Genomic DNA, 13302 nt, shown 5'->3' with positions numbered 1-13302 from the left:
TCAGTTGAATAACTTATTCAACATTTTTTTGTTGTAAAAAATGAGATTTCTTTTTTGTTAATTTACGTTAAAACCTTGAATTTCTATGCGATTATCCAATCTTTTTTGCGGTTTGTTCTTTGTTTTGTTTTCCTTTTCATTCTTTTCCTTCAATGCTTCTGCACAGGAACACTACGGAATCACCGAAAAAGCTCCCGAAAATTACGTCTATGAATGTAGAATGCACGATGACCTCACCATTTATTATGTGATGCCTAACGACGACATTTTGATATACGATATTGGCAATGAGTTTAAAAAGGTCGGCACAAAAGTTCTTTCTCCTTATGGTTGGATCAATTTTGTGTTTATGCTCAAGCTGGCAGACATCACTTATGCGGTAGATAAAGATGGCTTTATTTGGCAAAACAAACCGCCTTTTAGAGAGATTGTGGGGCAAGCAACTAAAAAATAAGTTCTACATGGGTGCAATATGGATTTGTCCCCTGTAAAACTATAGAAAAAAGAGAGAGAAACTCCTTATTTTTGAATTCAACCAAAAATACAAAAAAATGGATATTTCTCCCTCAGTTACAAAAGTACTAAAAAAAGAATTTAATGATTTATTGGCAAGTGAAAATTGGCTTGATATGCTGGTAAACGGAGAGTTGTACAATTTTGAAGAAAAGCTACATGGGTCGTTATTAGGCCTATATGATAAGATGTGCAAAGTTTTGATATTGTATATAAGCCAACAGGAAATTTTTCTTAGCAAGCAAAAAGCATTAGCCCAAACAAAGAATCTAAAAAAATTAACCTTACGATTTACCAAACTTCAGTTACGAACAGGTACTCGAATAAGGTATCGTTCATTATATGCCAAAAAAATCCCCGTAGATTACCAAGAACAACGTCACCTTAGCGATCTATACTGGAATACCCAATCGAAAGCTTCTCCAACGTTTAGTAGTTTGTGTACTTTACTGAGTGTTATTTGCCCTTCTTTTGTAGTGACGAGTATGATTTTACTTTTTTTTGGTGTAAAAAGTAACTTCTACCGTATTCGCCAAGTTTCTTTGGACATGGCAACTACTTGTATGAAGCATAGAGTAAATATCCAATTAGCAGAAAAAGAAACTTTAGCAGGAAAACGTGTGATAATAGGTATGGATGGAGGCCGTAGTAGAACAAGGGCTTACAAAAATACTGAAGCAGACAATAAGAAGTGGAAGTGTTTTGCAACACCTTGGAGAGAGCCTAAAATGTTCGTCATTAGCCTTATAGATGAGCATGGAAAAATGGACAAAAAAGAACTGCCCATTTATGATTGTAGTTTTGGAGACGATGAGGCTTTCTCTTTATTAGAGCTATATTTAGTTCTACATTAAGACTCTAAAGAATGAGCTATAAAAATAGCAAAAAAATGATTATATTGGCTTTATGGTTATAAAAAAAAGAATACTTCACTAGTTAAGCCTCTCTATAGAAGTAAGTATAATGATTATTTTGAGGTTTATCGCCATTGTTTTGCTGTATATAGAAATAATGTAAGTACTCAAGGGTGGAATTATTTACAGGGATTACTGGAAAGTGAAAAAGGACAAGCAAATATGGAGCGAATGGAAGAAACAACAGATTCATTGCCTTATCATCAGTATCAACATTTTCTAAGCAATTCACCTTGGAGTCATGAGGCTTTGATTTATCAAGTAGGTCAAGATGCCAATAAGGTGATGTTATCAGAACAAGATAAAACAGGTGAACCTACTGGACTACTTGTGGATGAAAGTAGTCACCCCAAAAAAGGGCAATATTCAGTAGGAGTAGCTCGGCAGTATGCAGGCACAGTGGGGAAAGTGGATAATTGTCAAGTAGGAGTGTATGCGAGTTTGGTCAATGGTACTCGTAGCACTCTTTTGAATGAACGCTTATTTTTACCTTCTTGTTGGACAGAGGATGAAGACAGGTGTGAAAAGGCAGGTATTCCAAAAGATTTGATAGCGTATAAAACGAAGCCTGAATTAGCCTTAGAGATAGTAGATACGGCTATTGCAGAAGGAATTAGTTTTGATTGGGTAGGTGGCGATGGTCTATATGGGCATAATTATGAGCTTTGTAGTGCTTTAGAGAACCGCAATGTATTATTTGTTTTAGATGTGCATAAAGACCAAAGAATTTATGAGGAAGAGCCGCCTATTTCAATACCTCCTAAAAAAACAGGTAAAGGTCGTCCTCCTACTCTATATAAGTCTGATAAAGAGTCCATTGAGGTGCGACAATATCAAGAGAATTTAGAAAATGAGGATTGGCAAAAAGTTAAAATTCGTAAAACAACTAAAGGTTGGTTAAAGGCTTGGGTACATTGTAAACCAGTATGGGTATGGGATAAAAAAGAGTCCAAAGCTCATAAACGTACTTTGATTATTCGTAAAACGATTGGTAAGCACAGCAAAGTAAGTGAAATTAAGTATTCTTTGAGCAACGGAACTTTAGAAGACTATACAATAGAACAATTTGCTTATTTTCAAGCACAAAGGTACTGGGTGGAGCGAAATTTTGATGATGCAAAAAATGAATTGAGAATGTCTGATTATCAAGTCCGTAAATGGAAGGCTTGGCATCACCATCATGCCATTGTACTCATGGCAATGTTATTCATGCTAAAAGAGCAAATTGACCATGAAAGTTCATATCCTCTTATGAGTATTGCAGATGCCCGAAAGATGGTCCTTGCATTAATCGCACAATCAATAGTACAGCCAAAATCTCCTGTTCAACAGGAGATTAACAGAATGAAAAAGAGGCATTCAAGTAGGCAAAAATCCATTGATTGGCACTTCCAACATGAATAAAAATGAGAGTCTTAATGTAGAATTAAATACATAAACAAAATCAACGTCATGAAAAGTGCTGATAATATTCCGATAAACAATATTTACTATCTTCTTTGTTATGTTTGGAATGGACTAGAGGAGGGCAAGACCATTGCAGTTAATACAGAAGATAGTCACACCTTGTTCGATTTGTTTGCAAGAGTAACCATCAATAGCACTTCCTACCTATTCAAAAAAGGATTGGAAAGGGATTATACTACACAGAATAGTATCGTAACAGGCATCAAAGGGAAACTCGATATTGCGACTACTGTTAAGAGAGGTCTTGTTTTAACAGGAAACACCTATTGCAGTTTCGATGATTTTAGCTACAATAATATTCACAATTGCATACTAAAATCGTCCATTTTGCATTTGCTCAAAATAGAGGGTTTGAATAAAAAACTTAAACAGCAGTTGTTTCGATTGTATCAACGATTTCATGGGGTTCAAAATATCGTTCTTTCAAAAGCTGTTTTCTCTAAAATTCACACATATTCCTTCAATGCGGACAGACATTGTTTTAGAGCATAAAGATCAGCCTCATAAAATTATCATTGATACAAAATTTTACAAAGAGGCATTAGCTCATCATTATGATACCAACAAGGCTCGTTCTGCACACCTCTATCAGATATTTGCTTATTTGCTAAATAGCGAGGATGGATCTATATTGAATGAACACAGTGAAGGTTTTTTGCTTTATCCGCAAGTAAAAGAACGGCTTCGACTTGAGTATCTTTACAAAAAGCACCGTATTCGAGTCTGCACAGTTGATTTAAATCAGTCTTGGGAAGACATCGAAAAGGAATTACTTGACTTACTTTGATTTGAAACTGTCTAAGGTCAAACCACCCGAAAAGCCTTCCCGTCAATCGCCCTTTGCGTAGCCAAAATTCCCTCCAAATGGTCGTATTCATGTTGAATCAATTCCGATAAATCATCCTTCAATTCCCAACGATGTTCGATCCAGTTTTCATCCCGAAAATTCAGCACACAATACCGATGCCTTCGCACCTTGACATGCAGGTTCGGAAAACACATACAATCATCCCAAAGTTCCATCATTTCATCGCTCAATTCACTCAATACAGGATTGATTATCGTGTACTGCTTATCGGTGTTCATACAGATAATTCGTTTCATCAGCCCAATTTGAGGAGCTGCAATCGCTCTACCTGCGCCATACTTGGCTCTAAACTCCAAGACCAAATTGTGCAATAAATCAATATCACTTTGGAGTTCTGCCACTTCAGAGGGTTCTACTTCAATGGCTTTTTGGTAGAGGAGCGAGTTGCCGAGTTTTAGGATTTTGTGGAGATTACTCATATTTGTTTAATTTTTATTTGACCTTCATATCTTTCTCCGAAACCCAAATCCCATGAAATCCAAAAGGCACCCGCCTCGGCATCTGAATACGTGCAACAGGAAGGATTTCAATATTTTGAGCCTCCAAAATCAACAATTCCGAACCATTCGTTTGTTCATTGTAAACAAAACACAAAATCCAACCATCGTCTTCTTCAACAGCATTGGGGCGGGCAACAAAAAATGGTTCACCACCAAACTCATGCGCTGCAAAATGGTGAATGGTTATTTTTCCTTCTTCAAAATCGTACTTTGCCACTCCTCCAAAACGGTGGTTTTGAAGTGTCCATTCTCCCACATTCGCAAAGTAAGCATAGCGCATTTTCTGCCCTAAATACAAGCCGTTCAGCATCGGAAACTCCAAAGTCGCATCCGACAAGCGTTCTTCCTGCACCTCTTTAGTCGCCAAATCCAACTCCCAATGGTACAAATAGTGTTTGATGTCTATGTTGTTGCCCCCAAAACTGTCATTGAAGGGCGTACCATCCTCATTCAAAGGAATCAACATCGTTGTGGCATTGGCTTTGCAGCCAAAAACATGGATTTTTCCATTTTCCTCATACGCATTCAAGAGGTGAAAAACCATGCAAGCAGGAATTTCCAACCATTGTACATCTCCCCCCTTTCCATAACGAGGCACAACTGCAATGCGGCACTTTCCTTCGATATCAAAAACCCAAGGAAGCTGATTTTGAAGTACTTTGGCAATGCTGTAACGAAGCGGAGGAATGAAAAAAACGATGTAATTGGGCGTAATCGCAAAGTCGTGAATCGAAACTGCATGAGGAATGTCAATTACTTCCTTTCGCTTCAATTTTCCATCGGGCGAAAAAATCCCATACTCTAAAAAGGGCGCACTAATCGGATTGCACTTAAAGCCAAACATTTCGCCCGTTTTGGGGTCGATTCTTGGATGTGCGCTGAAGCAGGTATCCCAATGTTTGTCAAAATCATATTCTCCAACCGTCTCCAAACTTGGAAGTTTGATTTCGTAGGGCATTCCCGCCTCGTACAAAGCCAAAAAACGGTTGTGATGCCACACCAAACCCGTATTGCCTACATTTTTCATCACCAGACCGTGAGGGGCTTCAAATTGAGGAAGTTCCAAAAGGCCCGACCAAATCGCTTTACCCTCCTTTTTTTCTATCAAAAAGCCCTCCGTTTCAATGAATTTATTTCGGTAAGTAGCTTTTCCATCCTTCAATTCAACGCTGTGCAACATGCCATCTCCATCAAACCAATGGTGTCTTCCAATAGGTTGAAACTGTGGATTAGGACCATTTCGGATATAGATTCCATCCAATTCAGGTGGGATTTCACCAATAACAGAAAGATTCTCGACCTCCAATTCTTCCTTGACAGGCGCAAAATTCCCCTCCAAAAACATACTCGACAAAACTTCCTCCAATTTTTTCTTTTCAGCCTTCGTTCCCAAATAGTCAAAAGCTGTAGAAGACATTTTGGCAAACTGTCCAAAAGCTTTCATACCCGTTTGTTCAAAACGATGCAAAACTTCCTTTTTGAAAGCCTCTTGTTCTTCAAGTGTTTGTTGGCTGGCAAGATTGGCATTTTTTCGCTGTACCACAAGTTCCAACAATACAGCCGAAACTTTGGGATGTAATTTGAGCAGGTAAGCAAAATCATTTGTGTTGATTTCCAACAACTCCGCATTTTTCATCGCTCGAATGCTCGCACTACGCACTTGACCCGTCAACAAACTCATTTCTCCAAAAATGCTCCCCTGTCCCAACTTGAAGGTCTGCGTTTTTTGGGTAGTCAAAAATTCTACCTTGCACTCTACCTTACCTTTTACGACGATATAAGCACTGTCGCTCTTATCGTATTGTCTGAATATTCGCTTTTTTTCTTTGAAGTGAAGTAGCTTGGTTCTTTTGCAGAATTGGTAAACAGCTTGCCCAGAAAGCAAGGAATTGCCATGTGAATCGGTCAATATTTTTGCAAACAAATCCGATTGTTGCAAAGATTCTGCTAAACGAAATAGTTTTTTATCGGTACTGCCTGTTTCAATCTGTGGAAAAAAGGAAGGAATTTTATCGGCACTAATAAGGGTATCCAAAAAGCGGGTCAAAAGATTTTTACGCTTAAATTTCTTTTTTACCTCCTTTGCCGAAACCGACTGCAAACTTCGGTACTGAGCCTTGTTCGCTTCATAACGCTGCTCAATCATCCTCGTCAACAAGTGCGGAATATCGGGATGCAAAGACAACAAAATGGCGAAACTCTCTACCGACAATTCCAATATTTCTGCCCCTTCTGCTTCGGTATAGATACTGGCGTTTCGCTTCAATCCCGTCACCAAACTGATTTCACCAAACAAGTCACCCTCTTTGATCTCAAAAGTGACGGGTTTTCCCAAATCCTTGTAGGCTATCTCGCCAAACAGTTTGCCCTTCACCAAAATGCCTGCATTCATACCTGTTTCTCCTTGTTGGAAAAGAGAGGTATTAGGGGGAATTTGTCTGCGTTTGACCGCTTTTGCCAGTTGGTTAAAATCACTGACATTCAACAGCTTTTCGCTTTCATTCTTAGCAAATAGTTGATGGAGTAAATTGCTGTTTTGTAGGTCTTTGGATATGGATTCAGTATTGTGGGAGGTTGAGGAAAGTGGCGACATTTTTTTGATTTTTTGTTGCTGAAAATAAACATGAAAATACGTAATTTTTTATTGACTGACATGGTTTGAGTGTTAGTTTGTTTTTTTTGAACTAGCAAAACTCAAAATCCAAATCAAAAAGGGGGGGATTTTGTTAAGAAATGATAATAAAGTAGTAATTTTCGGACTCTAATATTACAAGAGATGAATCATTGGCCTTTATGAGGAAAATTCAATATTACATTACCAAATTTCAAAAACTAAGACGAGACCCTAAAAAAGGAGGTGCACCTCATAAGCCAATATTACTGCTTTCAATTATCGAACAAGTTGAGCAAGGATTTATTACAGAAAATAAAATTTTTATAACTCCTGAACTCATTGAATCTTTTAAAAATAATTGGTCTGATTTGGTAACTACAGACCATGATTTAAGGTTTGCTCTACCATTCTATCATTTAAAAGGGGATGGATTTTGGAAATTAATACCAAATAAAGGTTATGAAGAAGCGATAAAATTGAAAGGGAGTATGCGTAGCCTTAGAAACCTTGATTTAGCAGTAGAGTACGCTCATTTTGTTTCAGAGCTATTTACTTTTTTAATACAAGAGGAAAAACGAGAAGCGTTGAAAGCCATATTATTAGACACTTACTTTCCTACTACAAAATGGAAATATTCTAATAACCGTTATCCCAATAGTATTGAGAATATTGAAGATGAAATTTTAGAAGAAAATCCTATCAATTATCAAACTAAATACAAACTACTTCAATTGGAGGAAGATAAATTTACTCGAAGTGCTGTTTTTAAAAGGTTAGTTCCAAAAGTTTACAAATACACTTGTTGTATTTCGGAATTGCAAGTATCTTCTATTTCAAATATTAGTATGATTGACGCTTGCCATATCAGACAATTTAGTGAAACACAAGATGATACAATAAAGAATGGCTTTGTTCTTTGCCCAAATTTACATAGAGCTTTTGATAGAGGATTAATTGCAATAAGTGACGATTATAAGGTATTAGTTTCTAATAAGTTTGAAGAAAACAATAAAAGTATTTACAATATTAAACAATTTGAAGGCAAAAAGATATTACTACCTCATGAAAGAAAATACTATCCTGCAATTGAGAATTTCCGTTGGCATAGAAAGGAAAAATATTTAAAGTAAAAGATAAAATCATCTATTATGAACCCAACATTAAACAGAATAACCCTCAACCCAAAAGTTTGTAAAGGCAGGCCAACTATTCGCAACATGCGATTTACAGTTACACAATTATTAGAATTATTGGCTGCTGGAATGACAAATGAAGAAATTTTAGAAGATTATCCTTATTTAGAAATAGAGGATATTTACGCTTGTTTATTTTACGCTGCTTTGATGGCAAATGCAAAGAGCATAACTCCAATAGCAGCTTAGAATATGTGTAAATTTATAGTTAATACGCAACTTCCTCCAAGATTAGCTCGATTTTTAAGAACCAAAGGCTATGATGCTATTCATACAACTCATTTCTCCGAAGGAAACTTATTAGAAGATGATGAAATAGTTGCTATTGCCAAAGACCAAGAAAGAACAGTTGTTACTAAAGATAGTGATTTTTTCGACCATTTCTTTCTGAAAGGTGCGCCTCCAAAAGTTCTATTGATGCAGTTTGGGAATATTGCAAATACAGAACTTTTAGAGTTGTTTGATGGCAATATTGAAGTGATTGTAGATTTTTTTGAAACAGGACATGAACTTGTTGCCTTCAAAAGAGATGGAATTGTAGCCTATTAATAATTTTCTCCAAACCTAAAACAACAAACATGACCTCAATAACCCCCACAAAAAGAAAACTCACCACCCCCAAAGGCACAACCCTCAATTGCAAAGGTTGGGTACAAGAAGCCGCATTGCGGATGTTGCACAACAACTTAGACGAAGAAGTAGCCGAAAAACCCGAAGAACTCGTGGTCTATGGCGGAACAGGAAAAGCTGCCCGAAATTGGGAATCCTTCGATTTAATTGTCAAAGCATTGAAGGATTTGGAAGAAAACGAAACGCTGTTGGTACAATCGGGTAAACCTGTAGGAATTCTACCTACCCACAAAGATGCGCCAAGAGTCATCATCGCCAATTCCAACTTGGTCGGCAATTGGGCAAACTGGGAACATTTCCGAGAATTGGAGCAGAAAGGATTGATGATGTATGGACAAATGACCGCAGGTTCGTGGATATACATCGGCACACAAGGAATTGTGCAAGGCACTTATGAAACCTACCTTTCGCTTGCCAACATACACTACAATGGCACGCTCAAAGGCACACTTAATGTCACCGCAGGTTTGGGCGGAATGGGTGGCGCACAGCCTTTGGCAATTACGATGAACGAAGGCACAGCCCTCATTGCAGAAATCGAAGAATGGCGCATTGACAAACGCCTGGAAACCCGCTATATAGATGAAAAATATTTGGACATTGACGAGGCGATTGATGCAGCCATTGAAGCCAAAAACGAGGGCAAAGCCATTTCGATTGGCGTGGTCTGCAATGCCACCGAACTATTGCAGCGAATGATAGAACGCAATATCACTCCCGACACCCTCACCGACCAAACTTCTGCACACGACGAAGGCAGTTATTTCCCCGAAGGAATGAGCATTGAAGCTGCCAAAACACTATTGGAGGCAAATCCCGATGAATTTCGGTCACGTTCTTTGGACACGATGGCACATCATGTCGAATTGATGTTGGAATTGCAGAAACGAGGCGCAATCACTTTTGATTATGGCAACAACCTCAGAGGGCAAGCACACGATAAACGAGGCATAAAAAATGCCTTTGATTTCCCAGGATTTGTGCCTGCTTATATTCGCCCTCTTTTCTGCAAAGGTTCTGGGCCGTTTCGTTTTGTGGCTTTGTCGGGCGACCCTGCTGACATTGCAGTTTGTGATAAAAAGCTGTTGGAATTGTTTCCCGAAAACGAAGGTTTGGCGCGTTGGATTCGGTTGGCAACAGAGAAAATAGCTTTTCAAGGTTTACCTGCCCGTATTTGTTGGTTGGCAATGGGTGAACGTGAAAAAGCGGCTTTGGCCTTCAATGAATTGGTGCGAACGGGTCAGGTGAAAGCTCCGATTGTGATTGGGCGTGATCACCTCGATACGGGTTCTGTCGCTTCTCCAAATCGGGAAACGGAAGCGATGTTGGACGGTTCGGATGCGGTGGCAGATTGGCCGATTTTGAATGCGCTAATCAATACGGCTGGCGGCGCAAGTTGGGTATCTTTCCATCATGGTGGAGGTGTTGGTATGGGTTATTCACTTCACGCTGGAATGGTGATTTTGGCAGACGGAACGGAGGATGCCGAACGCAGATTGAAGCGTGTTCTGCACAATGACCCTGCAATGGGTGTGATTCGCCATGCGGATGCGGGCTATGACATTGCGAAGGATACGGCGAGGGCGCATCGGTTGGATTTGAAGGGGAGGTTTGAGTAAGGTTGAATCGCAGGAACAAATTCAAAAATAGAATTAGTATTTTCAAAAAGTGTCCAGACAGTATCTGGACACTTTTTTTTTGAAGCAGATAAAAAGAATCACCCATTCAATTTTTATAAGTCCTTTGCCGTTAAAAATTTGCAATTACTCACCAAATCCTTCAATAACCATGCGTTCCATTCTTCACCTCACTTTTACCCTCCTAATAACCCTTTTTGCAGTCCATCAAACCTATCAATTGCAGCAAATCAAAAAAACACATCCCGTTAAAGCAAGCATTGAGTCAGGTTGTGATTCCAAAGCTGTTATTGAAGTAGATAGAACGAATGTATTATTTGCAGGAATAGAAAATTTTATTTCGGTAAGACTGGCTAATGTTCCCATTGAAAATTTGGAAGTGAGTTTTTCAGGCGAAGTTACTTCGCAGGGGAATGGTGACTTTGCATTAAAACCAGATAAAATAGGACTTCATAGAATTAGCGTGAAAGGAGAAAATCGACAGGGAGAACTTTGCCAATTTGAAAGGATGTTTATTGTCAAACACCTTCCTGTTATTATTGGTATAGGAAGTAAATCAGGAGGTAAAATATGGGCGGGCGACATGAGGTCACAAAGAGTTTTGACCGCAATTATAACAGGTGTTGGTATAGATGGCAGGTTACCAATTGTAAGTTTTCACATTTCTCTTTTTAGAGAAGGGGCAGCTATTCAACGAATTTACAATGAAGGAGAAACATTTACGGATGCTTCATTGCAGTTGGTTCAACAAGCCCAAACAGGAGATTTTTACTTTTTCAGCGACATCAAAGTAAAAAACATAGATGGAAGCATACGAACATTGGACAATATGCTGTTTGAAATTAAATAATGCTTCGTTTACCAAACCCCTTCAATAACCATGCGTTCCATTCTCCACCTCACTTTCACCCTCCTAATCACCCTTTTTGCAGCCTATCAAACCTATCAATTGCAGCAAGTCAATAAGGCTGACACTGCAATCATTGAAGTAAAGCCACAAACCGATTTTCATTTTGCAGCAATGCAGCCTGAGTGTAATTCTACGACTGCTATTGGAGTGGATAGAATGAATGTGTTTTTGGTAGGGTTAGAAAATCCCATTACAATAGCAATGACGAATGTACCTTCAGAATCACTGGAAGTTGGGATAGATGATGGAATGATTATTCCGTTTGGAGATGGAAAATTCAACGTGCGAACAACAAAAATTGGGAAAGTGACCATTTCTGTTAGGGGTAAAAATCGGGCTGGAGAAGTTTGTAGTTATCGGCAAGATTTTCGTGTGAAAAGCCTACCAATTGTTTGTCGGCTTGGTAACAAATCAGGAGGTAAAATGGGTATTGGTGAATTTAGAGCGCAAAGAGGATTATTAGCTTATGTGACAGGAATGGATATTGATGCAAGAATGCGTGTTGTAGGGTATAATATTGCCTTGATTAGAGTAGGAGCCGACAATCAAAGTGTTTACAACAATGGGCCTAGTTTTGACGCTCAAGCATCTCAATTAATCGGGCAAGTACAAATAGGAGACAAATATTATTTCAGTGACATCAAAATAAGGGATTTCGATGGGAGTATTCGGGATATGGAGGATATGTTGTTTGAGATTCAGTAAGACAAACTGCCGAATACGAATTATATTCGGCAGTTTATTCCTTTTGGCTATCAACCCCATACGTAGCCCACGAATTAATTCGTGGGCTACGTATGGGTAAGTTTTTTTACCTACTTCGTCAATACAATCTTCTCACTCACCTTCTGACTCCCATTGTCCAACTCTACAAAGTAATAACCCGCACTGTGTTTAGCGAGGTTGATTTGAGTCGTGCTTTTACCAGCCGAAACCGAAGAGCGTTCTTGCTGAATCGTTCTACCCAACATATCATAAACCGTAATCGTCAAATTTTCATTGGCAGTTGCAGTGTATTCGATATTGACCACGCTGTTGGTGTAATTGGGGAAAAATCGAACAGGCAATTTTTCGGCGAGGTCGTCAATGTCTGTGGTGAAATCGTCCAAACCTTCCAATGCGCCCAATTCGTGTTTGTTGCCTTGATTGTCGTTGGTATTGAAGGCAGTGTATTTGGTATTGAATTGAAGGTTGGGGGTCAAATCTTTGTTTTTTACTTCAAAGCAAAATTCGGCTACGTCCACCCAATCGTTTGTGACGGTTGGACAGCCCATATTGGCGGTATTGAGTAAAATGGCATAATTCCCCTCTCCTTTCGTATTGGATTCTAAAGAGTTGAAACTGTTTTGGTAGGGTGCAGTTGCGCCATTCATCGCACATTTATTTTGCTCATTGAAGTGAATCGAGGTAAAAGATGGCTTGGTAATAGCTTCTGCATTGTAGGAGAAAAAAACAGTAGCACTACCGATTTCAAAGCTGATATCTTGTGCTTTGATTTGAACATGAACACAGTACGTTTCTATGTTTCCTTCATTGGAGTTCAATACAGGATTGGTAAATCGCATATCTACGATTCCTGCAAAGCTAAAAGTGCTAAATAATACCAAAACAAGGCTAAAAAAAAGGATTATGAACTTTCTCATCGTTTTATTTTAATGTGGTGATGAACTAAGAAACGTATATTACCATTTTTTACGTTAATCCGCAAATAGGGTAATCTGTAAAAACAAAAAATACATCAAAAAATACTATAAATCAGCAGAAAATTGACTTAAGTAATATAATTGATTGGTTGAATTTGCATTGGAGTCTTCCATTTGAATTTGCCTAACCTCTCTGCAATCAAAGTTTAAATTTATTTATTTTTTTTGGATTTGCGTACAATATATGTTAAATTGCAAAGGTTAATACTTCATATAATCGGGAATATTGTTTTATTTCTCGATTCCTCTATTGTTATACTACTGCTATTATTTGGGATATTTTCAGGTATGTCAACACCCTCGCAATTTTTTTTGACCATCCTATTATCCTATCCGCTATCGCTATTCTATTA

Annotated in this window: 13 protein-coding genes and 1 pseudogene; 11 read left to right on the top strand and 3 right to left on the bottom strand. The window is 38.4% G+C overall.

All coding sequences use genetic code 11. From position 1 onward, the window contains the following. The first annotated feature begins 85 nt into the window (after nt 1-85). The 5 genes and pseudogenes from R3E32_22635 (at nt 86) to R3E32_22615 (ending at nt 3681) form a co-directional block, all read left to right on the top strand. Nucleotides 86-454 (top strand): hypothetical protein, encoded by a 369-nt coding sequence (locus R3E32_22635; GenBank protein MEZ4887547.1) that lies wholly within the window; start codon nt 86-88, stop codon nt 452-454. A gap of 97 nt (nt 455-551) precedes the next feature. Beyond that, nucleotides 552-1367 carry a hypothetical protein gene (locus R3E32_22630; GenBank protein ID MEZ4887546.1) on the top strand — a complete coding sequence of 272 codons (816 nt, stop codon included), beginning with the start codon at nt 552-554 and terminating at the stop codon, nt 1365-1367. A 177-nt stretch (nt 1368-1544) separates the two neighbouring features. Next, nucleotides 1545-2831, top strand: a pseudogene (locus R3E32_22625) (IS701 family transposase). 48 nt (nt 2832-2879) lie between these two features. Beyond that, nucleotides 2880-3386, top strand: coding sequence for a hypothetical protein (locus tag R3E32_22620; protein MEZ4887545.1), 507 nt, complete (start codon nt 2880-2882; stop codon nt 3384-3386). Further along, on the top strand, nt 3358-3681 hold the full coding sequence (locus tag R3E32_22615) for a hypothetical protein (protein ID MEZ4887544.1): 324 nt from the start codon (nt 3358-3360) through the stop codon (nt 3679-3681). Before R3E32_22620 ends, R3E32_22615 begins: the two co-directional genes overlap by 29 nt. A 17-nt stretch (nt 3682-3698) precedes the next feature. Here R3E32_22615 and R3E32_22610 read toward each other — a convergent pair whose 3' ends face one another. Then, entirely contained in the window at nt 3699-4181 is a 483-nt protein-coding gene (locus tag R3E32_22610) for a peptide deformylase (protein MEZ4887543.1), read from the bottom strand. A 13-nt stretch (nt 4182-4194) separates the two neighbouring features. After that, nucleotides 4195-6855 carry a carotenoid oxygenase family protein gene (locus R3E32_22605; protein MEZ4887542.1) on the bottom strand — a complete coding sequence of 887 codons (2661 nt, stop codon included), beginning with the start codon at nt 6853-6855 and terminating at the stop codon, nt 4195-4197. A 200-nt stretch (nt 6856-7055) separates the two neighbouring features. Between R3E32_22605 and R3E32_22600 the strand changes: the two genes are divergently transcribed. The 6 genes from R3E32_22600 to R3E32_22575 all read left to right on the top strand — a co-directional run bounded on the left by R3E32_22600 (nt 7056) and on the right by R3E32_22575 (nt 11951). Next, on the top strand, nt 7056-8006 hold the full coding sequence (locus tag R3E32_22600) for an HNH endonuclease (protein MEZ4887541.1): 951 nt from the start codon (nt 7056-7058) through the stop codon (nt 8004-8006). 18 nt (nt 8007-8024) lie between these two features. After that, nucleotides 8025-8258 (top strand): DUF433 domain-containing protein, encoded by a 234-nt coding sequence (locus tag R3E32_22595; GenBank protein ID MEZ4887540.1) that lies wholly within the window; start codon nt 8025-8027, stop codon nt 8256-8258. Between the two features lie 3 nt (nt 8259-8261). Beyond that, a complete protein-coding gene (locus tag R3E32_22590) occupies nt 8262-8618 on the top strand; it encodes a DUF5615 family PIN-like protein (GenBank protein ID MEZ4887539.1) in 357 nt (118 codons plus the stop codon). A 29-nt stretch (nt 8619-8647) separates the two neighbouring features. Continuing rightward, entirely contained in the window at nt 8648-10318 is a 1671-nt protein-coding gene (gene hutU, locus R3E32_22585; protein MEZ4887538.1) for a urocanate hydratase, read from the top strand. Between the two features lie 169 nt (nt 10319-10487). Beyond that, nucleotides 10488-11186, top strand: a complete 699-nt coding sequence (locus R3E32_22580) for a GldM family protein (protein ID MEZ4887537.1) — start codon at nt 10488-10490, stop codon at nt 11184-11186. A gap of 30 nt (nt 11187-11216) precedes the next feature. Further along, nucleotides 11217-11951: a GldM family protein gene (locus R3E32_22575; GenBank protein ID MEZ4887536.1), complete on the top strand. Its 735-nt coding sequence runs from the start codon at nt 11217-11219 to the stop codon at nt 11949-11951. A gap of 110 nt (nt 11952-12061) precedes the next feature. On the opposite strand, the gene R3E32_22570 is transcribed toward R3E32_22575, so the two are convergent. Further along, the gene (locus R3E32_22570; protein MEZ4887535.1) at nt 12062-12889 is read right to left on the bottom strand and encodes a T9SS type A sorting domain-containing protein; all 828 of its coding nucleotides are present in this window, start codon (nt 12887-12889) and stop codon (nt 12062-12064) included. Nucleotides 12890-13302 lie beyond the last annotated feature (413 nt).

Source organism: Chitinophagales bacterium, assembly GCA_041392475.1.
Classification (GTDB): domain Bacteria; phylum Bacteroidota; class Bacteroidia; order Chitinophagales; family UBA2359; genus JAUHXA01.
This window is presented reverse-complemented; position numbering and strand designations above follow the sequence as displayed.

What these genes read in the sequence shown, in the direction of transcription:
- R3E32_22635 (MEZ4887547.1), top strand. Translation starts at nt 86, where the DNA reads ATGCGATTATCCAATCTTTTTTGCGGTTTGTTCTTTGTTTTGTTTTCC.
- R3E32_22630 (MEZ4887546.1), top strand. Translation starts at nt 552, where the DNA reads ATGGATATTTCTCCCTCAGTTACAAAAGTACTAAAAAAAGAATTTAAT.
- R3E32_22620 (MEZ4887545.1), top strand. Translation starts at nt 2,880, where the DNA reads ATGAAAAGTGCTGATAATATTCCGATAAACAATATTTACTATCTTCTT.
- R3E32_22615 (MEZ4887544.1), top strand. Translation starts at nt 3,358, where the DNA reads ATGCGGACAGACATTGTTTTAGAGCATAAAGATCAGCCTCATAAAATT.
- R3E32_22610 (MEZ4887543.1), bottom strand. Translation starts at nt 4,181, where the DNA reads ATGAGTAATCTCCACAAAATCCTAAAACTCGGCAACTCGCTCCTCTAC.
- R3E32_22605 (MEZ4887542.1), bottom strand. Translation starts at nt 6,855, where the DNA reads ATGTCGCCACTTTCCTCAACCTCCCACAATACTGAATCCATATCCAAA.
- R3E32_22600 (MEZ4887541.1), top strand. Translation starts at nt 7,056, where the DNA reads ATGAGGAAAATTCAATATTACATTACCAAATTTCAAAAACTAAGACGA.
- R3E32_22595 (MEZ4887540.1), top strand. Translation starts at nt 8,025, where the DNA reads ATGAACCCAACATTAAACAGAATAACCCTCAACCCAAAAGTTTGTAAA.
- R3E32_22590 (MEZ4887539.1), top strand. Translation starts at nt 8,262, where the DNA reads ATGTGTAAATTTATAGTTAATACGCAACTTCCTCCAAGATTAGCTCGA.
- hutU (MEZ4887538.1), top strand. Translation starts at nt 8,648, where the DNA reads ATGACCTCAATAACCCCCACAAAAAGAAAACTCACCACCCCCAAAGGC.
- R3E32_22580 (MEZ4887537.1), top strand. Translation starts at nt 10,488, where the DNA reads ATGCGTTCCATTCTTCACCTCACTTTTACCCTCCTAATAACCCTTTTT.
- R3E32_22575 (MEZ4887536.1), top strand. Translation starts at nt 11,217, where the DNA reads ATGCGTTCCATTCTCCACCTCACTTTCACCCTCCTAATCACCCTTTTT.
- R3E32_22570 (MEZ4887535.1), bottom strand. Translation starts at nt 12,889, where the DNA reads ATGAGAAAGTTCATAATCCTTTTTTTTAGCCTTGTTTTGGTATTATTT.